This is a genomic window from Paenibacillus sp. UNC496MF, from assembly GCF_900113915.1.
GTDB lineage: Bacteria > Bacillota > Bacilli > Paenibacillales > Paenibacillaceae > Paenibacillus_Z > Paenibacillus_Z artemisiicola.
In genome coordinates this window covers 111,754-137,434 of the sequence record NZ_FORE01000020.1, presented here as the reverse complement: position 1 = coordinate 137,434, position 25,681 = coordinate 111,754, and the positions used below count along the sequence as shown (strand labels likewise).

The 25,681-nt window shown below is 65.9% G+C and carries 27 protein-coding genes; 19 read left to right on the top strand and 8 right to left on the bottom strand.

The genetic code is table 11. The annotated features are described in order from the left end of the window. Positions 1-13 precede the first annotated feature (13 nt). Together BMZ79_RS30475 and BMZ79_RS30470 are read left to right on the top strand one after the other, a co-directional pair. Positions 14-775 (top strand): ThuA domain-containing protein, encoded by a 762-nt coding sequence (locus BMZ79_RS30475; protein ID WP_090648166.1) that lies wholly within the window; start codon positions 14-16, stop codon positions 773-775. Continuing rightward, positions 772-1,833, top strand: a complete 1,062-nt coding sequence (locus tag BMZ79_RS30470; RefSeq protein WP_090648164.1) for a Gfo/Idh/MocA family protein — start codon at positions 772-774, stop codon at positions 1,831-1,833. The genes BMZ79_RS30475 and BMZ79_RS30470 overlap by 4 nt, the downstream gene beginning before the upstream one ends. A 319-nt stretch (positions 1,834-2,152) precedes the next feature. Here BMZ79_RS30470 and BMZ79_RS30465 read toward each other — a convergent pair whose 3' ends face one another. From BMZ79_RS30465 to BMZ79_RS30455, 3 genes are all read right to left on the bottom strand, one after another. Further along, entirely contained in the window at positions 2,153-2,350 is a 198-nt protein-coding gene (locus BMZ79_RS30465; protein ID WP_090648162.1) for a twin-arginine translocase TatA/TatE family subunit, read from the bottom strand. 81 nt (positions 2,351-2,431) lie between these two features. Then, positions 2,432-2,989, bottom strand: coding sequence for a RidA family protein (locus BMZ79_RS30460; protein WP_090648159.1), 558 nt, complete (start codon positions 2,987-2,989; stop codon positions 2,432-2,434). 13 nt (positions 2,990-3,002) lie between these two features. Beyond that, positions 3,003-4,610 (bottom strand): flavin monoamine oxidase family protein, encoded by a 1,608-nt coding sequence (locus BMZ79_RS30455; RefSeq protein ID WP_090648157.1) that lies wholly within the window; start codon positions 4,608-4,610, stop codon positions 3,003-3,005. A 389-nt stretch (positions 4,611-4,999) separates the two neighbouring features. On the opposite strand from BMZ79_RS30455, the gene BMZ79_RS30450 reads away from it, so the two are divergent. The 6 genes from BMZ79_RS30450 (at position 5,000) to BMZ79_RS30425 (ending at position 11,368) form a co-directional block, all read left to right on the top strand. Then, positions 5,000-5,230, top strand: a complete 231-nt coding sequence (locus BMZ79_RS30450; protein ID WP_177222432.1) for a MerR family transcriptional regulator — start codon at positions 5,000-5,002, stop codon at positions 5,228-5,230. Further along, the gene (gene tatC, locus BMZ79_RS30445) at positions 5,227-5,979 is read left to right on the top strand and encodes a twin-arginine translocase subunit TatC (protein ID WP_090648152.1); all 753 of its coding nucleotides are present in this window, start codon (positions 5,227-5,229) and stop codon (positions 5,977-5,979) included. The genes BMZ79_RS30450 and tatC overlap by 4 nt, the downstream gene beginning before the upstream one ends. A 233-nt stretch (positions 5,980-6,212) precedes the next feature. After that, entirely contained in the window at positions 6,213-7,154 is a 942-nt protein-coding gene (locus BMZ79_RS30440) for a methylenetetrahydrofolate reductase (RefSeq protein WP_090648150.1), read from the top strand. Between the two features lie 413 nt (positions 7,155-7,567). After that, on the top strand, positions 7,568-9,421 hold the full coding sequence (locus BMZ79_RS30435) for a glycoside hydrolase family protein (RefSeq protein ID WP_090648147.1): 1,854 nt from the start codon (positions 7,568-7,570) through the stop codon (positions 9,419-9,421). After that, entirely contained in the window at positions 9,418-10,266 is an 849-nt protein-coding gene (locus BMZ79_RS30430; RefSeq protein WP_090648144.1) for a sugar phosphate isomerase/epimerase family protein, read from the top strand. Before BMZ79_RS30435 ends, BMZ79_RS30430 begins: the two co-directional genes overlap by 4 nt. A 97-nt stretch (positions 10,267-10,363) precedes the next feature. After that, the gene (locus tag BMZ79_RS30425; RefSeq protein ID WP_090648142.1) at positions 10,364-11,368 is read left to right on the top strand and encodes a type I glyceraldehyde-3-phosphate dehydrogenase; all 1,005 of its coding nucleotides are present in this window, start codon (positions 10,364-10,366) and stop codon (positions 11,366-11,368) included. A 286-nt stretch (positions 11,369-11,654) separates the two neighbouring features. Here BMZ79_RS30425 and BMZ79_RS30420 read toward each other — a convergent pair whose 3' ends face one another. Next, positions 11,655-11,837, bottom strand: coding sequence for a hypothetical protein (locus BMZ79_RS30420; protein WP_090648139.1), 183 nt, complete (start codon positions 11,835-11,837; stop codon positions 11,655-11,657). Positions 11,838-12,130: 293 nt separating this feature from the next. Here BMZ79_RS30420 and BMZ79_RS30415 point away from each other — a divergent pair, with 293 nt between their 5' ends. From BMZ79_RS30415 to BMZ79_RS30405, 3 genes are all read left to right on the top strand, one after another. After that, positions 12,131-12,952, top strand: a complete 822-nt coding sequence (locus BMZ79_RS30415) for a ChbG/HpnK family deacetylase (protein WP_090648136.1) — start codon at positions 12,131-12,133, stop codon at positions 12,950-12,952. A gap of 197 nt (positions 12,953-13,149) precedes the next feature. Continuing rightward, positions 13,150-14,400 (top strand): MFS transporter, encoded by a 1,251-nt coding sequence (locus tag BMZ79_RS30410; RefSeq protein ID WP_090648134.1) that lies wholly within the window; start codon positions 13,150-13,152, stop codon positions 14,398-14,400. A 47-nt stretch (positions 14,401-14,447) separates the two neighbouring features. After that, entirely contained in the window at positions 14,448-15,404 is a 957-nt protein-coding gene (locus tag BMZ79_RS30405; protein WP_090648131.1) for a phosphotransferase family protein, read from the top strand. Between the two features lie 373 nt (positions 15,405-15,777). Here the strand turns inward: BMZ79_RS30405 and BMZ79_RS30395 are convergent, their stop codons facing one another. Further along, positions 15,778-16,146 carry a transcriptional activator HxlR gene (locus BMZ79_RS30395; protein WP_090648126.1) on the bottom strand — a complete coding sequence of 123 codons (369 nt, stop codon included), beginning with the start codon at positions 16,144-16,146 and terminating at the stop codon, positions 15,778-15,780. A gap of 160 nt (positions 16,147-16,306) precedes the next feature. Here BMZ79_RS30395 and hxlA point away from each other — a divergent pair, with 160 nt between their 5' ends. The 5 genes from hxlA (at position 16,307) to BMZ79_RS30370 (ending at position 19,212) form a co-directional block, all read left to right on the top strand. Next, entirely contained in the window at positions 16,307-16,939 is a 633-nt protein-coding gene (gene hxlA, locus BMZ79_RS30390; RefSeq protein ID WP_090648123.1) for a 3-hexulose-6-phosphate synthase, read from the top strand. Positions 16,940-16,944: 5 nt separating this feature from the next. Then, complete coding sequence (gene hxlB, locus BMZ79_RS30385) at positions 16,945-17,496, top strand: 6-phospho-3-hexuloisomerase (protein WP_090648120.1); 552 nt, start codon at positions 16,945-16,947, stop codon at positions 17,494-17,496. Between the two features lie 264 nt (positions 17,497-17,760). Further along, positions 17,761-18,351: a glutathione peroxidase gene (locus BMZ79_RS30380; RefSeq protein ID WP_090648118.1), complete on the top strand. Its 591-nt coding sequence runs from the start codon at positions 17,761-17,763 to the stop codon at positions 18,349-18,351. Positions 18,352-18,381: 30 nt separating this feature from the next. Further along, positions 18,382-18,612 carry a hypothetical protein gene (locus BMZ79_RS30375; protein ID WP_090648115.1) on the top strand — a complete coding sequence of 77 codons (231 nt, stop codon included), beginning with the start codon at positions 18,382-18,384 and terminating at the stop codon, positions 18,610-18,612. A 66-nt stretch (positions 18,613-18,678) separates the two neighbouring features. Continuing rightward, positions 18,679-19,212, top strand: coding sequence for a hypothetical protein (locus BMZ79_RS30370; RefSeq protein WP_090648113.1), 534 nt, complete (start codon positions 18,679-18,681; stop codon positions 19,210-19,212). 165 nt (positions 19,213-19,377) lie between these two features. Here the strand turns inward: BMZ79_RS30370 and BMZ79_RS30365 are convergent, their stop codons facing one another. Further along, on the bottom strand, positions 19,378-20,244 hold the full coding sequence (locus BMZ79_RS30365; protein WP_177222431.1) for an AraC family transcriptional regulator: 867 nt from the start codon (positions 20,242-20,244) through the stop codon (positions 19,378-19,380). Between the two features lie 442 nt (positions 20,245-20,686). Here BMZ79_RS30365 and BMZ79_RS30360 point away from each other — a divergent pair, with 442 nt between their 5' ends. Continuing rightward, positions 20,687-21,451: a GT-D fold domain-containing glycosyltransferase gene (locus BMZ79_RS30360; protein WP_177222430.1), complete on the top strand. Its 765-nt coding sequence runs from the start codon at positions 20,687-20,689 to the stop codon at positions 21,449-21,451. Between the two features lie 101 nt (positions 21,452-21,552). Here the strand turns inward: BMZ79_RS30360 and BMZ79_RS30355 are convergent, their stop codons facing one another. Continuing rightward, positions 21,553-22,878, bottom strand: coding sequence for a nucleotide sugar dehydrogenase (locus tag BMZ79_RS30355; protein ID WP_090648107.1), 1,326 nt, complete (start codon positions 22,876-22,878; stop codon positions 21,553-21,555). Positions 22,879-23,097: 219 nt separating this feature from the next. Between BMZ79_RS30355 and BMZ79_RS30350 the strand changes: the two genes are divergently transcribed. Next, positions 23,098-23,718 (top strand): hypothetical protein, encoded by a 621-nt coding sequence (locus tag BMZ79_RS30350; RefSeq protein ID WP_090648105.1) that lies wholly within the window; start codon positions 23,098-23,100, stop codon positions 23,716-23,718. A 352-nt stretch (positions 23,719-24,070) separates the two neighbouring features. Here the strand turns inward: BMZ79_RS30350 and BMZ79_RS35745 are convergent, their stop codons facing one another. Next, positions 24,071-24,367 carry a hypothetical protein gene (locus tag BMZ79_RS35745; protein ID WP_371263822.1) on the bottom strand — a complete coding sequence of 99 codons (297 nt, stop codon included), beginning with the start codon at positions 24,365-24,367 and terminating at the stop codon, positions 24,071-24,073. A gap of 401 nt (positions 24,368-24,768) precedes the next feature. Between BMZ79_RS35745 and BMZ79_RS35740 the strand changes: the two genes are divergently transcribed. Further along, positions 24,769-25,584: a helix-turn-helix transcriptional regulator gene (locus BMZ79_RS35740; protein ID WP_090648097.1), complete on the top strand. Its 816-nt coding sequence runs from the start codon at positions 24,769-24,771 to the stop codon at positions 25,582-25,584. The last annotated feature ends 97 nt before the right edge of the window (positions 25,585-25,681 follow it).

Here is a 25,681-nt window from a genome sequence, read left to right as displayed (position 1 = left end):
GAGGAGAACGGGCATGAGCAGAACAACGGCATTGCGGGTCACCGTGTGGAACGAGAACCGTCACGAGCGGCAGAACCCGCGGGTGCGCGAGATTTACCCGGACGGCATTCATTCGGCGATCGCGGGCTTCCTGACGGAAGCGGGCATGGCGGTGCGAACGGCGACGCTCGACGAGCCCGAGCACGGGCTGACGGACGACGCGCTGAACGGAACGGACGTGCTGATCTGGTGGGGGCATCTGGCGCACGGGGAGGTGCGCGACGACATCGTGGCGAAGGTGCAGCGCCGCGTTCTGGACGGCATGGGGCTCATCGTGCTTCATTCGGGGCATTACTCGAAAATCTTCCGGGCGCTCATGGGCACGAGCTGCGCCTTGAAGTGGCGCGAAGCCGACGAGAAGGAGCGCCTCTGGGTCGTCGCGCCGGGCCATCCGATCGCCGCGGGCATCGGGGAATATATCGAGCTGGAGCGGGAGGGAATGTACGGCGAGCACTTCGACATCCCGGCGCCGGACGAGCTCGTGTTCGCGAGCTGGTTCGAGGGCGGGGAAGCGTTCCGCAGCGGCTGCGCGTACGAGCGGGGCAGCGGCAAGGTGTTTTATTTCCGGCCGGGGCACGAGACGTACCCGACGTATTGGCATCCGGACGTGCAGCGCGTCATCGCGAACGCGGCCAACTGGGCGCGGCCGGTCGATCGGGAACGGCCGGTCTACGGCAACGCGCGGCCGCTCGAGGCGATCGGCGCGAAGACGGGCAAGGGAGGGAAAGCCGAATGAACAGGCACCGAATCGGCTTGATCGGACTCGGCGGCATGGTGCAGTCGCATATTCGCTGGCTCGCCGCCGAAGGCCGCTTCCGCGTGGTCGCGGCGAGCGACGTGAACGAATCGGCGCTGGCGGCCGTCGGCGACCGGCTCGGCCTGCCGGCGGAGAAGCGGTACGCGGACTTCGCGCGGCTGATCGCCGACCCGGACGTCGACGCGGTCGTCTCCGTGACGCCGAACCATATTCATGCCGCCATCATGCAGGCGTGCCTCGAAGCAGGGAAGCCGTTTCTGGGCGAGAAGCCGTTCACCCGCGTCTTCGAGGAGGCGGCGCCGCTGCTCGCGCAGTACGAGCGGCAGCCGGTCGCGGGCATGATCGGCTTCAGCTACCGGTACACGCCGGCGTTCCGTTACGCGCGGGAGCTGCTGCGGGACGGGAAGCTCGGCGAGGTGCGCAGCTTCTCGATCCAGTACTTGCAGGGCTGGGGAGCGGCGCCGAACAACGCGCCGTACATCTGGCGGTTCAACAAGGACATTACCGGCACCGGCACGCTCGGCGATCTCGGCTCGCATATGATCGACCTGGCGCGCTTCCTGTTCGGCGAGTTCGCCGAGCTGTCGGCGCAGCTGCGGACGTTCATCCCCGAGCGTCCGGATCCCGCGACCGGCGGCATGGTCCGCATCGAAGTCGACGACTTCGTCAGCTTCCAGGCGCGCATGGCGGGCGGAGCCGTCGGCGTCTTCCAATCGTCGCGCAACGCGATCGGCTCGGGCAACCAGCACGAAGTATCCGTCTATGGCGATGCCGGCACGCTGCACGCGTCGACGCTCGATCCCGACCGGCTGATCTGGATCCGCGAAGAAGCGCCGGGCCAGCTCGCAAGGGCGGTCCTCGACGTGCCGGAGCGCTGCAAAACGACGCAGTACGGCGACTTCCTCGCCATGCTGGACGGGGTCCCGACGGACGGCCTGCCGGACTTCATGGACGGCTACCGCAACCAGGAGGTGCTGGACGCGGTCATCCGTTCGGACGCGGAGAAACGCGCGGTGAGCGTGGGCGCGAGCGATTAAAGGCATGAAATAGCAGGATGCGCAAGCCATTCCGACGGTCGTCGGGATGGTTTTTTGCGTTAACAAAAAGGAGCATCGCCTGCCCGGGGATTGACGGGCGGCGACGTCCGATCCGCGCGAGAACAAGCCGTCAAACCGGGCAAGCTCGAAGCGTAACCGACGCCCGGGCCGCGGTGCGATTCATCCCGTTAACGTTTCGCATGAAAAAGGATCGTCCCGCCGTCAGTCGGGGGGACGATCCTTTCTTGCGTTCGCGGGGGAGCCGGAACGTTTAACTTTGCTCTCGCTTACGCGCCTTTAACTACTCGCTTGCGCGGCCTTAACTGTTCGCTTGCGACGGCTTGCTGTCCGCCGCGTCGTCCTTCGAATCCGAGACGAGCTCCTTGGCGGACGACTTGAACTCGTGCAGCGTGCGGCCGACCGCGCGGCCGAGCTCGGGCAGCTTGGAAGGCCCGAAAATAATGAGCACGACGACCAGAATCATCATCAAACCGGGGAAACCGACGTTTTGCAGCATGGCTATCCTCTCCGTTCGGGGGTAGTCGCCGCGGCCCGGCCGCATGGAACGGGGGCCGCACGGCGCTAAGGATTCACGCGATTAATCTTGGTTATGATTGCTGGGATACGCGGCGACCGCTTCGATCTCGATCAGCCAATCGGCGTTGACGAGGCCGGCGACGCCGACGGTGGAGCGGGCGGTCTTCGTCGGATTGTCTTTGGTGTTGAAGTACTTCGCGTACGCGGCGAACCAGCCGTCGAAGTCGAACTTGCCGCCCTTCGCGGCGTCCGGGGCGATGTAGACGCGGAGGTACGTCACGTCCTTCAGGGACAGCCCTTGCTCCTTCAGCTGCTTCTCGATGTTCTTCAGCACGCTGGCGCCCTGCGTCTCCGTGTCGCCGTACCGCTCGTAGACCGTCTTGCCGTCTTTGTTGATGACGGAAGGCGTCGTGCCGCTCGTCTCGAACGTGGCGAGGTCGCCCGGCATGGCGACGGCGCTGGCGATGGACGAGGAGGGGCTGCCGTAAAATTCCGCTTCGTGAATCGGGGCGAGCGGATACTTGTTCGGCGTAATCGCGGCGTACACGCTCGCGGTCGCGGCCAGGCACGAGAGGATGACGGCGCCGGCGGCGACTTTCATTTTCAGGTTCATGGGCATGGACGGGCTCCTCCTATTCTTTCATGACGCGTTCGTGAATATCGGTGACGACCGAACGGGCGGATTCGATCGCGCCCGCCATCCAGGCCGTGATGTAGCTGATGTGCTCGCCGGCGAGGTAGACGCGGCGGTCGGGCCGGCACAGCACGGGATAATTCGTCTTGCGGTCGTCCGCCGAGTACGAGACCCAGCTGCCCATGTTGTACTTGATCGTCTTCCAGTTGACGGAGAACGACGCTTCGAATTCGCTGTAGTATTGCGGGTGAATCTTGTAGCCCTGGGCCAGCGCGAGCGCCTCGCGGTCCTTGAAGGAGAGGGCGCCGATTTTGTCCGCTTTGGCGCCGAACGCGTAATAGCCGAGCAGCACGCCCTTCTTCGCGAAATAGTTCGTCGGCGGGTAGTAGATGGACGAGATATCCATGTTCGTCAGCGTGTTGCCGCCGAAGATGAGGTCGTCCTCTTCCCAGAAGCGGCGCTTGAACTGAATGCCGATTTTGCCGGCGTTCGCGTAAGAGGTGTTGTTGATCGCCTTCGTCATCTCCGCCGAGAGGTCGTGCTTGATCGTCTTCAGCACGGACAGCGGGATCGTGCAAATGCAGTAATCCCCTTCGAGCTGCTTGGCTTCGCCGCTCAGCAGGTCGACGTACGACACCTGCACCTTGTCGCCGACGTGCTTGAACTCGGTGACCTCCGCGTTATGCTTGATCCGGTTGCCCAGCCGCTTCTCGAACGCCTTCGGAATCGCGTCGATGCCGCCGACGGGGTGGAACATCATCATCTGCTGGTCGTACTCGTATTCGCTGCTGAAATAGCTCGCGAAGCCGGAGTTGATGATCGCCTTCATGTCGAACGGGTCGCGGACGACGCCGGCGTCGAGGCGCGAGCCCGGTTCGTCCTTGTAGCCGCCGCGCGAGGAGCCCTTATAGAAGAGATCCGCGTCCAGATTGCCTTCGGAACGGAGGTAGGCGACGATCTTGTCCTTCTCCTCCGCCGTCACCGGCAGATCGAGCCCCGGCTGGTTGATCGCCTTGGCCAGCAGCTCGCTGATGTAGCCTTTGGCGTCGGCCTTCGCCGCGCGCTTGCGGACGGGCGTGTTCGTAAGGGAGCTCGGGACGTTGTCGTTGTAGTAATAGGCGCTCTCGTTCACGTTGTTGAACGGTTCCATCTGGATGCCGAACTCCCGGCAGTATTCCATCGTGGCGTGGAATTGCGGGATGCGCATGCAGCCGGCGTTCAGGTAATGGCCGTCGTCGAAGCGCGCGACCTGCTTCTGTCCGCCGACCTCGGCGACGGTCGTGCCGCGCCGCACCGACCAGTTGCGGCCGCCGGTCCGGGCGCGGGCCTCGAGGATCGTGCAGTCGTAGCCGGCTTTGCCGAGCTCGTAGGCGGCCGTCAAGCCGGCGAGGCCCGCGCCGAGAATGACGATCTTTTTGCCGGAGCGGCCCGTGCCCTTCAGATCCCAGCCGGAAGGAGGCGTATACTCCGCCGCCTTCATCGTCTGGGGCGTGAGAAGGCCCATCGTGCCCATGACGCTGAATACGGCGGCGGCGCCGCCGATCTTGCCCACCGTGGTCAGAAATTGCCTGCGCGAGACTTCGTTCGGGGTCTCTTTCGTTTCCATGCGTTCAGCTCCTTTTGGGGGGATCGTCGGTTCGTTCTGCGAGCACTGTAACACGGATTTTTTCGGCAAAGCCAATATTTTGTGAGAAAGTCTGACATAAATAAAATTTATATATCCAATAAATATATTCGATCAATGGCGAACAACTAGGCAGAAATTCCCAACAAATGTACGGAAATGAACGTAAAAAACGCCAACTCTGCCGATCCGGTGCGTCCGAAATCGACATTTCGCCATCTTCTACCGGGCATTCAGTCCCATTGAATTCAGATGAGGCTGCTGTTATCATTCGTGCCAAGAAGGGAATTGTAAGGTTTTCTAACATCCCTCTTGCCCGGGTCACTCGCCCGGCGTCCGACTACTACACGCGTTTAGGGGAGGCGTTGGAGATGCAGGACAAGGTAATGAGCATCGGGATCGTGTGCGGCTTGACCGGCTTGACGGAAAGGCAAATCCGGTATTACGAGGAACGGCAGCTGGTGTTTCCCGTCCGGACGAAGGGCGGCGCGCGCAAGTATTCCTTCGACGACGTGGAACGGCTGAAGGAAATCAACAGCAAGCTCCGGGACGGCTTCCACACGTTCGAGCTGCGCAAGGGCGGAAGGGCGTGCGGCGAATGAAGATCAGCGAAGAAACGATGTCGATCCTCGGCCATCTGTCCGAGCTGCGGACCCGCATCTGGCGGATTCTCGCCGTCGTCCTGCTGTCGCTCGGCGGCGGCCTGTACGTATCCCCGAAGGTGCTCCGCTATCTGAAGAGCGTGCCGCCGGGCTCGAAGATGACGTGGAACGTGTTCTCGCCCTGGGACGGCATCCGCATGTACATGACGATCGCGCTGGCGTTCGCGCTGCTGGTGTCGCTGCCGTTCATCCTGTACCAGCTGTGGGGCTTCGTGAAGAAAGGGCTGCATCCCGCGGAACGCGCGGCGGCGCTGCGCTACGTGCCCTACAGCGCGCTCTGCTTCCTGATCGGGATCGCCTTCGGCTACCTCGTCGTGTTCCCGATGAGCTACGCGTTCACGTCGCGGATCACGCGCAGCATGGAACTCGTCGAGACGTACGGCGTGGCGCAGTATTTCGGCTTCATGTTCAACATCGTCATCCCGCTCGCGATCGCCTTCGAGCTGCCCGTCGTCGTCATGTTCCTGACGAAGATCGGCGTCCTGACCCCGAAGGCGCTCCATAAAATGCGGCGTTACGCGTACCTGATCCTCGTCGTCGTCGCGAGCCTTATCTCCCCGCCGGAGCTGATTTCCCACCTGATGGTGTTCGTGCCGCTCGTGCTGCTGTACGAGATCAGCGTGCTGCTCTCGCGCGCCGTCTACGGCAGGCGGCGCGGCGCGGCGCTGGCCGAAGCTCCCGGCGCTTAGGCTGGCGCGCGCCCCGCCGGCAAGCTCCCGAACCGCTCGAAAGAGCGGTTTTTTCGCGTTCCCGCAACCGCCGCCGGCCCGGCCAATTTCCGGAAATTTCGCGCCGGCGTAGGAATAGGAAGCATCCGCGAAGAAATAATGAAGGTAGACGTACCGCCGGTTTCATAGATTGCGAGAGCCGAATAGACTATCGAACAGCGCGAGAACAACGACCGATCAAGGATGTGAAGCACATGCTCAGAGATAAAATCGCCCGGAAAGCGCCCGGCATCGTCACCTACGGCATGACGCCGCCGAAGGAATCGCACGAGCCGGACAAGATCGCCGAGATCGCGCGCAAGCAGGCCGAGCGGCTGAAGGGCCTCGGCATCGACGGCTTGATTCTGTACGACGTGCAGGAGGAGAGCGACCGGATCGAGGCGGACCGGCCGTTTCCCTACTTGAAGACGATCGATCCCACGGCGTACAGCGAGACGTATTTAAGCGGGGTCGACGTGCCGAAAATCATTTACCGCTGCGTGGGCCAAGATTCGGAGGCGCAATTGGCGCGGTGGCTGCAGGCGGATCCGGACGAGGACCGGTTCGCCGTGTTCGTGGGCGCGTCGTCGAGCCGGCAGGAAGTGACGCTTCGGCTGCCGGACGCCTACGACATGAGCCGGACGCTCAATCCGAACCTGACCTTCGGCGGCGTCGTCATTCCGGAGCGGCACCTGAAGAAGAACGACGAGCATCTGCGCATCGCGAGCAAGGTCCGGAGCGGCTGCGGCTTCTTCGTCTCGCAGGCGACGTACAACGTGGAAGCGACGAAGAATTTCCTCTCGGACTATTACTACTACTGCCAAGAGCAGGAGCTCGAGATGGCGCCGATCCTGATCAACCTGGCGCCGTGCGGCTCCGCCAAGACGCTGGCGTTCATGAAATGGCTCGGCATCAGCATCCCGAAATGGCTGGAAAACGAGCTGAACCATTCGCACGACGTGCTCGACAAGTCCGTGACGCTGCTGCACGGTATTTTCGAGGAGATTTTCGATTTCGGCCTCGAGAAGGGCATGCCGCTCGGCTGCAGCGTGGAGAGCGTCTCGACGCGGAAAGTGGAGATCGACGCGTCCATCCAGCTCGTCCGGGACATCCAGGCGATGATCCGGGCGAAAATGCCGTCGGCGCTCGCGAGATAAGAGGGGCTCCGGCCGTTGCCCCGACGCGGCCGCGCCGGGCGGGGAAGGCGCGCTGTACGGGGCGCAAGCGGTCCGGCTGCGCTTCTACCCCGTTCGTAAAGGCTTCTCCGTCCGTCCGCGCGTTCGAATGCTTGCAGGCTGCCGTCCCTTCGCGGGCGGCGGCCTCTTCGGCATGGGGCGGAAGAAGGAAAACGCCTTCGCGGGCAGGAAGGGACGGCTCCGCGCCGAATGCTAAACGGAGCGCGCCGCGGCGCGAAGCCGGCAGGATGGCGGCTTGCGGCAGGCGCGATAAGCGGCGCCGCGCAGGCGGCAATCTGGCAGCAGGCGGGCGCAGGGCAAAGCAAAGCAGACGCGAGGCCGGCCGGATGCCGAAGGACGCGTCCATTAACCGATGAAACGGAGTGTTCGTCACCATGAACGTGATCAAGCAATCGCAGCAGCCGCCCGAGCTGACGCTCGTCGGCAGCGAGCCGCCGCGGCGGCTCGACTGGGGCCGCGCGCGGCAATTTTCGCTCGGCCTCGAGACGGAGGGCCGGCCGCAGGGCGTGCTGGCGGCCATCGAACCGGCCGGCGCCGGCGCCGCCGTGCGCATTTATGCCGACGGCCCGGACGGCGTGGACGCCGCGGGCGAAGCGCGGCTCGTCGCCGAGGTGCGCACGGACGCGCGGGAGGCGCCGATCGCGCTTACGATTCCGCTGGCGCGGATCGGGGACGGCGCGCACGCGATCCTGCTGCAGTACGCGGGACATGCGGCGCGGCTGTACGTGGACGGCGTGCTCGCGGACGAGGACTGGCCGATGGGGACGGTCGATTTCGACGGGGCGTCCGTACGCGCAGGCGTCGGCGCCGGACTGTCGCTGTGGCGGGAGGCGGTCGCGCCGGAGCCGGCCGGCGAGGCGCTGGCCGTCCGCTACTTGGGCGCGGAACCGGATACGCTCCACTATTGGCGGCCGCAGGGCTTCAACACGGGCGTCGGCGACTGCATGCCGTTCTTCGACGGCGAGACGTTCCGGCTGTACTACCTGTACGACCGCCGCGGCCACGGCAGCAAGTGGGGGCTGGGCGCGCACCAGTGGGGGCAAGTGTCGACGAAGGATTTTCGCGCGTGGACGCATCACCCGATCGCGGTCGGCATCACCGAGGAAGACGAAGGCTCGATCTGCACCGGCTCGGTGTTTCGGAAGGACGGGACGTACTACGCCTTCTACGCCGTGCGCGCGGTCGACGGCTCTCCCGCCCGCTTGACGTACGCGGTGAGCGCGGACGGCGTCCGTTTCGAGAAGACCGATGCGCGCATTGCGCTGCCGGACCGCTATACGCTCGCTTCCGTCCGCGATCCGCATGTGTTCGAGGACGGCGGGGGACGCTACCATATGCTGGTTACGACCAGTCTCGCCGGCGACAGCCGGCCGGAGGGCTGCCTCGCGCATCTCGTTTCGGACAACCTGACCGATTGGGAGGAGACCGCCCCGTTCCTCATGCCCGGTTACCACGACGAGCCGGAATGCGCCGACTGCTTCGAATGGAACGGCTGGCATTACTTGATTTTCAGCAACGACGGCTTGGCCCGTTACCGGTACGCGCGCAGCTTGGAAGGGCCGTGGCTGCGGCCGGAGGCGGACGCGTTCGACTGCGTGCAGTGGCGCGTGCCGAAGACCGCGCCGTTCCCGGGGGGACGCCGCATCGCCGCGGGCTTCCTGTCCTCGCCGGACCGCTATGCCGGCGAGCTCGTCTTCCGCGAGCTGACGCAGCGGGAGGACGGCACCTTGGGCTTCGCGTTCGTGCCGGAGCTGCGGGAGGCGGCGGGCGAGCCCCTCGACTTCGGCGACAACGTCCTGACGAACCCGAACGGCTTCGTCTCGCGGGATCTCGGCGCGGTTCCGGAAGAGTACGTGCTGACGTTCGACGTAACCGCCCGGCATCTCCCGATGTACGCGGGCTTCTCCGTGTCGGGGTCGGCGGATTTCGCGGAAGGCTTCGACGTCCGCATCGAGCCCTCCGCGCGCAAAGCCGGCGTGCACCGCATCCGGGCGCGCTCGCTGCAGGAGGACGAAGCGTCGTCGATCTACGCGGTGGACGGTCTGGCGGGCACGTTCGCCGTCGAGGCCGTCGTGAAGCGCGGCTGGATCGACCTCTGCATCGGAGGCGACCGGACGCTGATCGCCCGCACCGGCGGGGGGACCGGCCATCTGCGGCTGTTCGCGCAGTTCGGCGAAGCGGCGTTCTCCGGGGTCGCCGTCCGGCCGCTCGGGAGCGCGCATCGATGAGAATCGGCATCTTCGCCAAGACGTTCCGGCGCGATTCGCTCGCCGGCGTGCTGGACGCCGTCCGGGCGCACGGCTTCGCGAGCGCGCAGTTCAACATGGCCTGCGCGGGCATGGCGTCGATGCCGGAGCGGGCCGACGCCGACGTCGCCGCCGCGGTGAAGCGGGAAGCGGACGTCCGGGGCATCCGGCTCGAGGCCGTCTCGGGGACGTTCAACATGGCGCATCCCGATCCCGCCGCGCGGGCGGAAGGCTTGCGCCGGCTGGACCATCTCGCCGCGATGTGCGCCGCGATGGGCATCGGGATCGTCACGATCGGTTCGGGCAGCCGGAACCCGGACGACATGTGGGCGCCGCATCGGGACAACGGCAGCGCCGCGGCGTGGCGCGACCTGCTCGCGTGCATGGAGCGGGCGCTCGACGTCGCCGAGCGCCGCGGCGTCGCGCTCGCGCTCGAGCCGGAAGCCGCGAACGTGGCGAACGACGCCCGCGCCGCGCGCCGGGTGCTGGACGCGATGGGCTCGCCTCGGCTGCGGATCGTGTTCGACGCCGCGAACCTCGTCGTCGGCCGCGCGCGCGCGAGCTGGGACGGCATCCTCGAGGAGGCGGCGGAACTGCTCGGCGGCGACATCGCGCTGGCTCACGCCAAGGACGTCCGCGCCATGGACGTCCGAACCGCGGTTGATGGCGCCGGGTCGCCGTTCGCGGCGGTCGGCCGGGGCGACCTCGACTTCGCCTCGTACTTCCGGCTGCTGCGGACGGCCGGCTTCGACGGGCCGGTCGTCATGCACGGGCTGGAGGAGCGCGAGGCGGCGGCCGGCTTGGCGCATTTACAAAAACTTAGCTGAGCCGGCGGCGCCGGGACCTCCGTCCGATTGGACTCGCCCCCGAAAGTATCGTACACTATACGCGTCGGTTACCATTACAGCTTGGAGGTAGAGAAAGATGGGCAATATCGCGATTTTCGGCTTCGGCCGCATCGGCAGAACGCTGCTTAAGGTGGCGCTGCAGGACAAGCTTTTCGTACCGGTTTCGGTATCGGACATCAAGGACGAGGACACGCTGGCGGCTCTGTTCGAGGTAGATTCCAACTACAAGCGCTGGCATGAAGACGTCGCTTCCCAAGAGGGCGCGATGATCATCGGCGGGCGCGAGATCCGTTACATCAACGCTTCGCAGGAAGTGCCGAACTGGAAAGAGCTCGGCGTCGACCTGGTCGTCGACTGCACGGGCAGAGCCGTCGTCCGTTCCGTGGCGCAGGTGCATCTCGACCGCGGCGCGAAACGCGTGCTCATCAGCGGGCCGAGCAAATCGCTCGACGATTGCGACGCCGTTCTGCTGAAGGGCATCAACCTGGACAGCTTCGATCCCGAGAAGCACAAAATCATCAGCATGGCCAGCTGCACGACCAACGCCCTGGCCGCCGTCGTCAAGCTCGTCAAAGAAAACTACGGCATCAAATTCGGACTGTTCTCCACGGTCCATTCGTATACGAACACGCAGTCGCTGACGGACCAGCCGATGCGGGACCGCCGCGACTCGTGGGCGGCCGCCGAGAACATCATTCCGTCCTCGTCCGGCGCGGCCAAGGCGCTCAAGTTCATTTGGCCGGACCTGCAGATCACGGGCAAGGCGTACCGCATCCCGACCCGCACGGGCAGCATCGCCGAGCTGAACCTGATCACGGAGAAGAAGTGCACGGTGCAGGAAGTGAACGACATGTTCCGCCGCGCTTCCCGGGAAGGCGACCTGAAGGGCGTGCTGGACGTGCTGGAAGGCCAATGGGCGTCGTCGCGCATCGTCGGCGATCCGCACACGTCGATCATCGACCTGCCGCTCACGCACGTGGAAGGCGAGCTGCTGTCCGTCGCCGCTTGGTACGACAACGAGTGGGGCTTCGCGACGCGCCTCGCGGAAGTCGCGGCGCATCTGGCCGCGGCGGACCGCTAAGCCGCGAGGGCGGAAGCCTTCCGGTACCGGCGTCCCGGTCCGTTCGATCGCCGCTGCCGGTTCGGCGGCGGCGCAACGCGCTTATCGGCTATACGACAAAAAAACCGCTCCTTGACGGAGCGGTTTTTTGCTGCGCTCGGCGCTTGGCCATCTGGGGAAATGACAACAAGAGAATCGGCGCGACGGCCTCGAAACGGACGAAAGGCCCATCCGGGGATGGGCCTTTCGCGAAGCTTAGTTTCTCCGCCCGGCCGGCTGCGGATATGCGGCCGCCGGCGATCGGACATTAATAGCCTTTGCCGTACGGCGCGGCAGCTACGCCAGCGACCGGGCCGTAGCCTGGGTAGCCGCAGCCAGTTCCAACGCCGCCGATACCTGCGCACGCACCTGCAATGATGATGACAAGCAGAATGAACAGAACCAGAATGATTCCGATATGATTATGGGCACCTCCGACGAATCCGGACATGAATCAATGCACCTCCTGGGTTTTGGTATGGTTTAGCGTATGTCATCCGCCGGGAAAGTGCTTGGGCATTTGTCGGGTAGGCACCTGCCACGTCCCATTCGTCATGTCCGTACGGGTGCCTGGGAGCGGCGTTCGCCCGCCCGCGGCGCGCCGGCCGGCGTCCGGAATTTCGCGAGCTTCGGACGATTTTCCCTCCCGGCGGCCGCCCGGCGTTTGTATAATGGGACTATCACGAACGGCCGACAGGGGGAAAAGGGAACGCCGGCGCCTCCGCGGCCAAGGAGGAACGAAGGATGAACCGAGCATCGCAGAACATCCGCTTGATCACGCGGGCGGACGACGCCGGCAGCGCCCGGACGGCGGACCGGGCCATACTGGAGACGATCGAGCGCGGCATCGTCCGCAACGTCTCGCTCATGGCCGTCGGGCCGACGATCGGCCACGCGGCGGAGCTGCTGGCAGGCCGCAAGGACGTCTGCTTCGGCGTGCACGCGACGCTGAACGCGGAATGGCGCGACGTCCGCTGGGGGCCGGCGGCTCCGCCGGACCGGGTACCGTCGCTGCTGGAGCCCGGCGGGGTTTATTTCACGCGCGCGCCGCGGGCGTTCCTGGAGCGGCCGCCGGCAATCGCGGAGGTCATGGCGGAGCTTCAGGCCCAGCTCGACCGGCTGCGAGGCCTCGGCTTCGCCATTGGCTACGCGGATACGCACATGGTGTTCGAATGGGCGCTGCCGGCAGTTGCGGAGCCGTTCGACCGCTGGTGCGAGCGCGAAGGCCTCCGCAATTATCGCCGGTACGGCCGTCCGCTGCCGGAGGACGGCCCGGCGGAGGACGGCCGCGCGCCGGGCGGGGACGGAGCGCCTCGGGACCCCGCGGCCGAGCTCGTCGCCCGGCTGGAGCAGGCGGCGCCGGGGCAATATCTCGTCGTCGGCCATCCCGGCTACGACGAGCCGGACATGCGGCGGATGGGCTCGGCGGATTATCCGTCCGCGCGGGTCGTGTCGGACCGCATCGGCGAGCGGCTCCAGTTCACGCGCCCGGACGTGCTCGCCTGCTGCGAGCGGCTCGGCGTGACGCCGATCCGGTACGACGAGGCGGAGCCGCTGGACGCGTGACGCCCGGCTCGAACGGGCTGGCGGCGGGGGGCGCCGCGGCGAGCCCGGCACGGTCTTGTTCGCGGACGCGGCGCGGGCGGAACGCCAAGTCCCGCCGCGATCGCAGCGATTGACAAATTTGGGGAATGCATGGAAGATGAAGAGGGCTCCGCGGGCGACCGCGGAGCCCGAATTCTTAGCGAACGAGGCAGACAGCGATGCGAAAAATCCGGTTTACGCTTAACCACGCGCTTTTATTAATCGTCGTCTTCGGCGGCTTCCTGGTGTTCGGCTTCTCCGAAAACATCAAGGGACCCGCCATTCCCCGCATGCAGGCGGATTTCAGCTTGGACGAAGGGCAGCTCGGGCTGCTGCTCGCGCTCAACTCGCTCGGCTACCTCGTCGCCTGCAGCTTCACGTCGGCCCTGTCGCGGCGGATCGGCATCAAGTGGACGGGCATCGCGGCCTTCGCGTCCATGACGATCGCCGGCGTGCTCATGCATGCGGCGAAGGGCTACGGCTTCCTGTCGGCCTCTTATTTTCTCATGTACATCGGCAACGGCATGCTGGAGATCGGGCTCGCGATCATGGCCGCCCGGATCTTCACCCGCAACACGGGCATGATGATGAATTTGGCGCATTTCTTCTACGGGCTCAGCTCCATCGTCGCGCCGCTGATCGCCGCCTCCATGATGGGCTGGCACGTGCCCGGCGGCGGCGAGCTGGGGTGGCGGGGCATGTACCTGATCATGCTGTCGCTGGCCGTCCTGCCGATTATCCCGTCGCTGTGGGGCAAGTTCCCGGAGGAGGAATCGCACGAATCGGACGCGCAGGCGGCGTCGTACCGCGCGCTGCTGCGCGACCCCGTCGCCTGGCTGATCGTCGCGATCCTCTCGTTCGGCGTCGTGTCCGAGCTCGCGGTCGGCAGCTGGCTGGTCAATTTCCTGGAGAAGGCGTACGGCTGGAGCCCCGGGGACGCGTCGGGCATGCTGTCGCTCTTCTTCCTGTTCTTCACGCTGGCGCGGCTCTTCCTCGGGCCGGTGACCGACCGGATCGGCTATACGCTGTCGGTCATGCTGTTCGCGGCGTTCTCCGGGCTGTGCAGCCTGGCGGCGATTGTCATCGGCGAGCCGGGCGCGTTCCTCTTCGCGGTGGCGGGCGCGGGCATCGCGCCGATCTATCCGACGGTGATGGCGATGATCGCGAAGCGGTATCCGAAAGGAACGGACACGGCCATCACGTTTACGGTCACCCTGATGGGCGTCGCGAGCGTCGTCGGCAACCTGTTCATCGGGTACCTGATCGAGTTCGTCCGCGGGCTGTTCGACGGCGGCGAAACGGGCTCCGCCCCGGGCCAGCTGATCGGCCTGCAGGCGGGCTACGTGTTCATCGCGCTCATGGCGCTGCTGTGCGCGGCCTGCTGCGCGGTGCTGTACGCGATGCTGCGCCGCCGGCGCGAGGTGGCGTGAGCGGAAGAGCCTGCCGGGACATGACGGCTTAAGGAGGGATCGTGAGGATGGAAAGGGAGACTTCGGAGAAGGATGCCGCGGCGCTGCAGGCCGAAGAGATCGCGGCCGGCTTGCTGGGGGAACGGGTGCGCGCCTCGTACCCGATCGTCGGGAAGGGCATGGTCAATCAGGTGTACGTCGTTGAGACGGCATCCCGCAAGGTCGTGGCGCGAATGAACGAAGCGGCTGCGCTCGCCGATTATCGCAAGGAGCAATGGTGCATCGAACGGGCGGCGGCCGCCGGCATCCCGGGACCTGAGGTGTTGGCGGTCGGCGTCGCCGGCGAGCGTGCGTACATGCTGCAATCCTTCTTGGCGGGGCAGGACGGGGTGGATGCGGCGGGACCGAAGAGCGCCATCTGGAGGCAGCTTGGCGAATATGCCGCGCGTATTCACGCGATTCCCGTGAAGGGGTACGGGGAGCAGCTGGAGGACCCCGCCGCGGGCGAATTTCGGTCGCCGCCGCATCCGGGCTCGGACGGCAGCTGGGCGGGGTACGTGCAGTACAACATCGACAGCCTGACCGAGCGCGATCCGCTGCTGGCGTTGGGCGTCCTGACCCCGGCGGCGTCGGCGGCCGCGCGCGGCCTGTTCGAGCGCTTGAAGCGCACGGCGTTTCGGTTCGGCCTGGCGCACGGCGATCTCTCGCTGAAGAACGCGATGGTCGACCCGTCCGGCCGGGTGGCCTTGCTGGATTGGGGCAGCGCGGAAGTGACCGTCGTGCCGCACGGGGACTTGATGCAGCTCCTGCAGAGCCGGCTGCAGGGCGGGGAGCCGGACCAGGAGGCGTACGACGCCTTCCTGGCAGGATACGGCCACCGGGAAGAAGCGCTTCCCGACCTTATGCCGCTGCTTTTGCTGCGCGCATGCGACAAGCTCCGGTGGGCGCTGGACCGTCGGCCGGAGCTGACCGCCTCGTACGCGGCTTTCGCGAAGCAGGTCGCCGATTTGGCGTTGAAGGCGTGATGCCGATTATTTTGCGGGGTGAATCGTTCGGCTGCGGAACGTTTATCCGGCGTATGATCGAGATGGTGAAAAGGCAGCCGGCAGGGCGGCTTTTTTGCGTGTGGTCGGTCGGGGACGCAAGGTGCGAGGTACGGTGCATGCGGCGATTTCGCCGGAAGATGGCCGATGCGCGGTACGAGGTACGGTACATGCGGCGATTTCGCCGCCAGACGGCGAATGTGCGGTACGAGGTACGGTACATGCCGCAATTTCGGACGCTCACGCCCAATGTACAGTAACTGGTACGGTACATTGGGCGAATCCGCCGGCTAGCAGCTCATGTGCGGTACGAAGTACGGTACTCCGCTTCCCGAAAGAAGCGAAAGAACCCGCGTTACAGCGTATACTCGCCTTTGATCGCGACTTTGTCTTTCGCGACGGTTTCCATGTAATTCTTGCCCCAGCTGTACATCGCCTCAAGGATCGGCATCAGGCTCGCGCCGAGCTCCGTCAAGGCGTACTCCACCTTCGGCGGCACGACGGGATAGACCGTGCGGCGCACGATGAGGTCGTCCTCGAGCTCCCGGAGCTGGCTGACCAGCATGCGCTGCGTGATGTCGGGGATCAGCGCCTTCAGCTCGCCGAACCGTTTGGTGCCTTCCTTGCCCAGATGCCAGAGGATGAGCATCTTCCATTTGCCGCCGATGACGGACAGCGTCAGCTCTTTCTCGCAGTTGAACGTTTTCTCGCATAGATGACCCATGGTCGCGACACCTCCGATTCTCTTAGCCGTTATTATAGCCCATCGTATACTTTTAGGCACTAGGTGAGAAGAAAGTGCGTACTATCCATCCGGCGATCCCTGGGACTATACTAGCTTCGAGCAAGCGGGAGCTTGCCATACGGAGAGGAGCGGATGACGCGTGAAATTGCAATTGGCGCTGGACCTGGTCGACATTCAAGGCGCGAAAGCCCTGGTGAAGGAAGTCGAACCGTTTATCGATATCGTGGAAATCGGCACGCCCGTCGTGATCAACGAGGGATTGCGGGCGGTCAAAGCGATCAAGGACGCGTTCCCGGCGCTGACGGTGCTGGCGGACCTGAAAATCATGGACGCGGGCGACTACGAGGTCATGAAAGCGTCGGAGGCCGGAGCGGACATCATCACCGTGCTCGGCGCGTCGAACGACCGAACCATCGCGGGCGCCGTAACCGAAGCGCGCAAAACGAACAAGCAGATCATGGTCGACATGATCAACGTCCGGGACATCGAAGGCCGGGCGAAAGAGATCGACGCGCTGGGCGTCGACTATATCTGCGTCCATACGGGTTACGATCTGCAGGCCGTGGGCCAAAATTCGTTCGAGGACCTGCGGACGATCAAGCGCGTCGTCAAGCACGCGAAGGTGGCCATCGCCGGGGGCATCAAGCTGAGCACGCTGCCGGAGGTCATCGCGGCGGAGCCGGATCTCATCATCGTGGGCGGCGGCATTACCGGACATGAAGACTGCCGCGCGGCAGCCTCGGAGATCCGCGAGCTCATCGCGTCGCGGTAGCCGCTATGACAAAGAAGCCCTACGCCGCGGACATGCTGGTGGAATTGACCGAAGCCTTGAACGGGATCGCGGAGGAGCGCACGGAAAGCTTCGCGGCGCTGCTGCTCGGGGCGCGGCGCGTATTCGTCGCCGGAGCGGGGCGCTCCGGGCTCATGATGCGCGCGTTCGCCATGCGGCTCGTGCACCTCGGCCTGAACGCGCACGTCGTCGGCGACACGGCGACGCCGGGTCTTCGCGCGGACGACGTGCTCGTCATCGGCTCCGGCTCCGGCGGGACGGGCAGCCTGGCCGCGATGGCGGAACAGGCGAAGCGGCTCGGCGCCGCGGTCGCGCTCGTCACGGCGAGTGCGGCCTCGCGCATCGGCCGGTCCGCCGACGAGGTCGTGCGCATCCCCGGCGCGACGAACGCGGAGCGCGAAGCGCCGTCCGTCCAGCCGATGGGCTCGCTGTTCGAACAAGCGCTGCTGATGTATCTCGACGCGCTGGTTCTGCGGCTCATGGAACGGCTGGAAATCACGGAGGACGCCATGAAAGCCAGGCACGCGAATTTGGAATAGCGACGGCAGATGCGAATCGGCCGCATGTCCCCGGGGGACATGCGGTTTTTTTGGCTGCGCGCCTCGTCCGAGCCGCGGCGCCTCGCTGCCTTCTATCGCCGCCTTCTATTGTCGCGTTCTATCGCCGCCTTCTATTGTCGTGTTCTATTGCCACCTCCTATTGCCACCTCCTATAACCCCTATTCCGGCTAAATATTGGACCGCCCGCGGTCCCCGCCGTATGATGGATTCACATTCCGGACGGAACCGAGGAGGATGGCAGGCATGTCGATCTACGAGTATGAAGTTCCAGGCATGGACGGCGAGCCGATCGCGATGTCGGCTTACCGGGGAAAGGTGCTGCTGATCGTCAACACGGCGAGCCGGTGCGGCTACGCCAGGCAGTTCGCGGGCCTGCAGCGGCTCTACGACGCTTACCGCGGGCAGGGCTTCGAGCTGCTGGGGATTCCATGCAATCAGTTTAACGCGAAAGAACCGGAGGACGGCGAGGCGATCCGGGTATATTGCGAAGGCGCGTTCGGCGCGACGTTCCCGCTGGCCGCCAAGGCCGACGCCGTCGGCGAAGCGGCACACCCGCTGTTCGTCTATCTGACCGGACAAGCGCCGTTTCAAGGGTTCGATACGACGGCCGAGAACGGGCGGCGGATGCGGGATTTTCTGCGGACGAAGCATCCCGGGCTGTATGCCGGCGACGGCATCAAGTGGAACTTCACGAAGTTTCTGATCGGGCGGGCCGGGGAGGTCGCGGGCCGGTTCGAGACGCCCGAGGAGCCGGAGACGCTGGCGCCGGCCGTCGAATCGCTGCTCGCGCGGCGGCGGGACATGTTTGACGCGGATGGGGAAACGGGTAAGTAGAGCTACAATCTACGAAACGGGGTGAGCGGGATGAACCCATTTGAACGCAGCGCCGACAGCCGGCCCGCGCGGCAGGGCAAGCGCGACAATCCGGAGGGCGTGCCGACGGAGAAGGAGAGCCTGTTGGACAAGTTCGCCAGCGAGCGCACGGTCGATCCGATTCCGGTCGAGGATCAGACCATTGAGCAGCGGGACGAGGCGGACAAGGAACGCATGAAACGCGACTCCTCCAGCGAACGTAAGTATCGTACGGGGATTTGACTTCGGCCGAATCCCGGGCGACGCCGGAGGACGGCGGAAACTTTCGCACGAAAGGGTGGACTTGCCATGCTGCCGCAATCGATGAAGGAGCTGGAGCGCATACGCAACTCCTGCAAAAAGCTGGTGACGAGGAAGGCGATGCTGTCGGGCACGGCGGCGATGGTACCGATTCCGGGCACGGACGTGGTGGCCGACGTCGGCATGCTGATGCGCCTCATTCCCGAGATCAACGAACGGTTCGGCCTGGCGGAGACGCAGCTGGCCGAGCTGGACGCCCAGCGCAAGGCCGCCGCGTACGGCATCATTACCGCGGTCGGCAGCCATTTGATCGGCCATGCCGTCACGCGCAGGCTGATTTTCGCGCTGGTGAAGAAGGCGGCGGCCCGCTACGCGGCGAAGGGGGCAACGAAATTCGTGCCCCTCGTCGGCACGGCCGTGGCCGGCGCCCTCAGCTACGGCGCGATGAAATACGTCGGCAACAAGCACGTCGAGGACTGCTATCGGGTGGCGAAGCGGATCTTGGAGCGGCAAGCCGCCGAAGGCCGCAGCGCCGTCAAGGATGACGCGGCAAGCGAGCCGCCGCGGCTGGCCGCGACGTAAAAAAAGCCTCCCCGGGATCCCGGGGAGGCTTTCGCGTGTAATGGGGCCGCGGCCGCGCGGTTTGCAGCGCGGGCGGGCTGAAGCCGGACCGCGCGGACGTGCGGCAGCGAGCCAACCATCCGCGCCGCTGCCTCGGAGCCGGGCAAGCGCCGCCCCCGAGCGCCGTCAGCCCGGCTCGCCTTTGCGGTACGCCCGCGGCGACAGGCCGTTCTTGCGCTTGAACAGCGCGTTGAAGTACGCGATGTCCTGATAGCCGACGGCCGCGGCGATGTCGCTGATCTTGCGGTCCGTCGTGCGCAGCAGCCGGCAGGCTTCCCGGATGCGGACGTTCTGGTGATACGCCTTGAGCGGCATGCCGGCCTGCTTCGCGAACAGCCGGTGGAACTGGCGCTCCCCGATGCCGGCGATGGCGGCGAGCTCCCGGGCCGTCAGTTCCTGGTCGAAGCGGCCGTGGATCGTCTCGAGGACCGTCTCGAAGCGCGTCGACGCGACGGCGGTCTCGGATTCGCCGCCTTGGCGGGCGTCCAGCCGGAACAGGCAGAGCAGCAGCGCGAGCACGCCTTGGTGAAGCGACGCCTCCCGGCCGGGCTGGTCGGTCAAGTATTCGTAATGCAGCCGCTGAATGAGCCGGTAAAACTCGCCGTACGGGTCCCGAAACCGGCGGCAGCCGCCGGACGCCAGGAGCGGCAGCAGCGCCTCTCCGCCGGGCACCGCTTCGGCGAGCCGGCGCGCGGCTTCCGGCGCGATGACGCAATTGTAGACGACGAGCGGATGCTTGGGCGCGGCGGTCGAAGGCCGGAAGACGTGCGAGATGCCGACCGGCAGGAAGAAAATATCCCCGTGCGCCACCGGGAACGTCTCCGCGCCGACATGGTGCGTGCCCGCCCCTTCGCCGACGTAGCTGATCTCCAGAAAATCGTGCCGGTGCTCCGTCAGCTGAAACGTCTCGACGGCGCGGTTGACGAAGATCGGAAGCGCGGGATCGAACAAGTCCTTGCCGAGCATCTGCCTAATCGGGCGCGTAATCGCCATCGTCCCGAACCTCCTATCCTGAAGTCGCGTTCCTGCGCATAAAAGCCGTGCCCAATGAATGCCGTTCATGACCTGCATGACCGGCCTGAACTCTGTATCAACCGCAACCACTAAGCGGGTACCTCCCACAAAAGCGTCGGGTTTCCCCTGCATAAAAGTCGCGTTTGCCCGAAACGCGGATTGGTATCATCTTATACCGGATGCGGGATGGAGACAAGCGGCGCCGCTTCGCGCAGCCAAATAAACAAACCCCGGGGACGGCCCGGCATGCAGGCGTCGGTCGGGGTTTGTTTATAGGCGTCCAAGCGATTCGCTACCACCATACGGCGGCGAACATTTTTCCTTCCGGGCTGGACGATGACCCATCCGGAGCGGCGGCGGCCCACGTATACTGAGGTGGCCGGCCAATCGGGCCGCAACGCAACGGAAAAGAGGGAGTGCCATGGCCATAGGCGTTCGTTTGACGATCGACCAGACGTTGTCCCGCATCGCGCGCGCGCTCAAGAACAAGCGGCCGCTGTCCCTGGTTCGGGTCGGAGACGGCGAAAATATCGTGCTGGCCCAGTCTTCCGTATGGATGCAGCGCCGGGTCATGCGGGAGCAGTGGGCGATCCAGGCCAAGAAAGGCCGGAAAGGCATCCCGTTCCCGAGCCTGAAGCTGAGGGATCAGGTGGCGGACGCCATTCGCCGCGCCGACATCGTCGGCGTTTTGCCGCCCGGCGACCGCATGATCAACGCGCCCGCGTATTTGAAGCGGCCGTTGACGAACCAAGTCTTCCTGCACTTCGGGTTAGCGCCGCAGGTGACCTGCCACGCCTGTTTCAATCGGATCGCGGTCCGCAAGGCACGCTTCCGGCGCATCCTCCGGGGCAAGCGCATCCTCGTCGTCACCGCCGAACCGGGTGAAGTCAAGGCGCAGTTGGAGCGAAAGCCGTACCGGCTGCGGGTGACCGCGACGATTCCGTTCTCCCATTACCGGCAGCTGGGACGGACCATGAGGCGGGTGAGGGCGCTGAGGAGCCGCTTCGACATCGCTCTGATCTCGTGCGGCATCAGCGCCGTCCTGCTGGCCCCGCGCATCGCGGACGCGACCGGCAAGGTCGCCGTCGATTTCGGCAAGGCGCCGAAGAAGATGCAGGGAAGCCGGCGCGGACGGAGACGAAGCAAGAATCGGAAGCGAGGACGGAACCGCAAGCAGGGTCGGTAGAAGAGCTAGTACGATGATAGGGCAAGAGACGAATTCCGTTAGACCTTCCCGATGCGGGAGCGGCGAAAGCGCGGCGCCTCCGCGCCTGGCTTGCGGCCGGATCAGGTCGGCGTGCCGTCGCCCAGCGTCACGAGCTTCGCGCCTGCCCGCACGGCGCGGATCCGGCTGCGCGTGTCGAACACGAACCGGGCGTGCCCGGCGATGAGCGCCTCCGGCAGCGCGGCGTGATCGACCAGGATCAGCACGCAGTCCGCGGCCGCGAGCTCCTCCGCCGTGACGGGCACGCCGTTCATCGTCGTATCGTCCGCGAGGCGCAGCGACGGGACGTACGGGTCGTGGTAGCGGACGTCCGCGCCGCCCTGGCGCAGCGCTTCGATGATCGCGAGCGACGGGGATTCCCGGACGTCGGGCACGTCCCGCTTGTAAGTGACCCCGTAGACGAGGACGCGCGCGCCGGATAACGGCTTGCCCGCGGGCAGGTGCGCCTGCACCCGCCCGACAATGTAAGCCGGCATCGCGTCGTTCACCGCCTGCGACAGCGCGATGAACCGGCTCTCCGTTCCGGCCTGCGCCGCCTTCCATTGCAAGTAGAGCGGATCGACCGGGATGCAGTGCCCGCCGATGCCGGGACCGGGGTAAAACGGGCTGAACCCGTACGGCTTCGTGGCCGCCGCCCGAATGACGTCCCAGACGTTGAGGTTCAGCGCGTCGCAGAGCTGCGCGAATTCGTTAATGAACGAGATGTTGACCAGCCGGTACGCGTTCTCGAGCAGCTTCGCGGTCTCCGCGACTTCCATCGAGGATACGGCCACGAGCCGCTCGAAGACGTGGCCGTACAAGTCGCGGAGCCGCTCGAGGCAGCGCGCGGTGGCGCCGCTGATCACTTTGGGCACGGCGTGGAGCGGATAGGCGTCGTTGCCCGGATCCACGCGCTCCGGCGAATAAGCCAGGAAGAAATCGGTGCCGACCCGAAGGCCGCTTCGTTCCAATATCGGCCGGACGACGTCGTTCGTCGTGCCGGGGTAGGTGGAGCTTTCGATGACGATCAGTTGGCCCGGCCGGAGCACGGGGGCGAGCCGGCTCGCGGCGTCGGTCAAAAAGCCGAGGTCCGGGGCATTGTCGGGAGATAACGGGGTAGGGACGCAGACGATGACCGCGCCGGCCGAAGACGCTTCGTCATAATCCGTCGCGGCCGCCAGTTTCCCGCTGCCCGCCGCCTGTCCGAGCTCATCGTCCGCGATGTCCCGGATGTAGCTTTTTCCCGCGCGAATCGCGCCGATTTTCCGTTGGTCCGTATCGATGCCGACGACGTCGAATCCCTGCCGCGCGAACGCGACCGCCAGCGGCAGGCCGACGAAGCCGAGGCCGACGACGGCGACCTTCCCTGCCGCGTATCCCGCCGGGTGCGTATGAATCTCCTTGCTCATGCTGGACTTCCCTCCTTGACGGACGAACTTGCCGTTCTCTATTAAAATATTAAAAGGGCGCGGCAGACGTGAGAGGCCCGTGCCGGGTGCCGGGAATCTATTTTTGCGCGCGCCGCCAGAGCCGGCGGAGAGGCGAATGCGGCGGAATCTTGTTGTTTTTTGGCTTGCGGGAAAATGGATGGAAAACGGCCTGCTTGCTGCTGAAACGACGGAGGTACCATGAGCACATTAATCGACCGGACGCTGCTGAAAACGAAGATGCGCGCGCCCCGCGCGAAGGACGGCGCCGTGCAGCGGGAACGGCTGCACCGCCTGTTGGACGCGGGGCTGGCGGGACGGCTGACGGCCGTATGCGCGCCGGCGGGCTACGGCAAGACGACGCTGCTCGCCGCCTGGACGCGCGGCCTGGGGCATCCCGCCGCCTGGCTGTCGCTTGACGAGCTGGACAACGACCCGGGGCGCTTCTGGCGCTACGCCGTCCACGCGCCGGATGAGGCCCTGCCGGAAGGCTCGCTGCCGCGGAGCATCCCGCTTGCCAAGGCGCTGCCGAGCGTGTCGGCGGCGACCTTCCTCGACTGCCTGATCCACGAGCTGTTCGCCGTCGCAACGCCCGTCACGCTCGTGCTCGACGATTATCACGCGATCGCGAACGACGAGATCCATCGCAGCTTGACCTATCTGCTCGACTATTTGCCGACGCATGCGCATGTGCTGATCGCGAGCCGCGCCGAGCTGCCTTTCCGGCGGGGAAATGGACGGCGCGGCAGGAACGCGCGAACGTGTCGGTGCCGGAGCTGCGGTTCACGATGGACGAGCTCGAGGCGTACGGCGCGGGCATGACGGACGTGCCGCTGTCGGGGCGGCAGCTGGACCGGCTCTTGGACCGGACGGAAGGCTGGATCGCCGGGCTGCAGCTCGCGTTTATCTCGCTGCGGACGCGGGAGAAATTCATCGCGGATTTTCAGGGGCGTAACCGGAACGTCGCGGAATTTCTGTTCGAAGAGGCGTTCGGCCATCTGCCCGCGGACATCCGCGCGTTCCTGCTCGCGACGTCGGTGCTGGACCGGATGAACGCCGAAGCCGCGAACGCGGTGACGGGACGGCCGGACGGGCGCGAGATGCTGGCCAGGTTGAACGCGCTGCAGCTCTTCCTCATTCCGCTCGGCGAACGGGGCGAATGGTTCCGGTACCATCAGCTGTTCGCGACCTTTCTCCGGGGGTTGCTGAAGCGGGACGATCCGGCGGGCTGGCTGCTGGCGAACCGGAAGGCGAGCGGGAGCTGCGCCGGGCTCGGCCTGCTCGGCGAAGCGATCGACCACGCGATCGCGGCGGGGGACTTCGCGCTGACGCGCGCGCTGCTCGAGCGGCACGTCGCGCCGGTGTTCCGGCAGGGCGAGCTGGCCGCGCTGCTGCGCTGGTTCGGCAGCCTGCCGGCGGATGCGCCGTGGCCGGCGGACATGCGGCTGCTGTACGCGCTCATCCTGGCCATTACCGGGCAGGCGGACCTTGCCGAGGGCCAGCTCGCCGGCATCGGGGACGAAACGGAACGCCGGGCCGTTCGGAGCGGGATGCTGTTCGTGGAGTCGAACGTTATTTTCTTCGGCGGCCGGTTCGAGCGGTGGCAGACGTTCGCGGAGGGGGCGTCGGCCGACATGCTGCCGGACAGCCGGATTTTCTACGACGTGAACTATAATCTGACGGAGCCGCTCGTGCGGCGGACGACGCTGGGGCTGAAGGGGCTGCTGAATCCGCATACCGAAGCGGTCGGGCTCGGGTTTCTGCGCGTGCTGGAGACGCACGGCTGGCAGGAGACGTTCATCGGCCTCTACGTGCGGCAGTCGCTGGCCGAAGGGTATTACGAATGGAACCGGCTGGAGGACAGCCGGGCGTATGCCCGCGGACTCGAAGCGGCCGCGCGGCGGACCGGCCTTCCGGGCCTGTACGTGCCGCTGGCGATTACGCGGGCGCGCCTGCTGCTCGCGGACCGGCAGCCGCAGCTGGCGCACGAGGCGATCGACCTCGCCATGGAAGCGGCGGAGACGCACGAGGAGCCGCAGTGGCTGTCCGGCCTGCGCGGCCAAGGCGCGGGTCTATCTGGCGGAGGACCGGCCGGCGGACGCCAAGAAGGCGATTGCGCCGCTCGGCTTGTCGGAGAAGGACAAGCCGGCCTTCAACCGCGAGTACGAATACGCGACGCTGGCGCGGCTGCTGCTGCGGCAGCGGAAATACTCGGCCGTGATCCGGCTGCTGGCGTGGCTGAAGCCGCAGGCCGAGCGCGAGGGGCTGCTCTCGAGCCTCGCGGAGCTCGCGCTGCTGCTGGCGCTGGCCGAGCACGGGCGGGGCCGGCGGGCGGACGCGTTCGCCGCCCTGCGGGAGGCGCTGGCGGTCGGCGAAGCGAACGGCTACGTCCGGAGCTTCGCGGACGAGGGCTTGGCCGCGGCGGAGCTGCTGGCGGCGTTCCCGGCGGCGGCTCCCGCGGAGGCGAAGCCGGCCGGGCTGGTCGAGCCGCTGCTCGAGAGCGAGCTCGCGCTCATGGACCTGGTTCGCCGCGGGGCGTCGAACCAGGAGATCGCCGGCGAGCTGGCGCTGTCCCTCGGGACGGTGAAGGTGTACCTGTCCCGCGTGTACGGCAAGCTCGGCGTCTCCTCGCGGACGCAGGCGCTGAACCGGGCGGAGCAGTTGGGACTGCTGGAGCACCGCGGGTAGCGTCTGCCGCAGCGATACGGCCGTGATTGGCGGACAGGAGAGCCGCTATTTCGGCCATATCGCGCTTTTTGGAGGTTTCGCGGCCACAGGAGCCGTT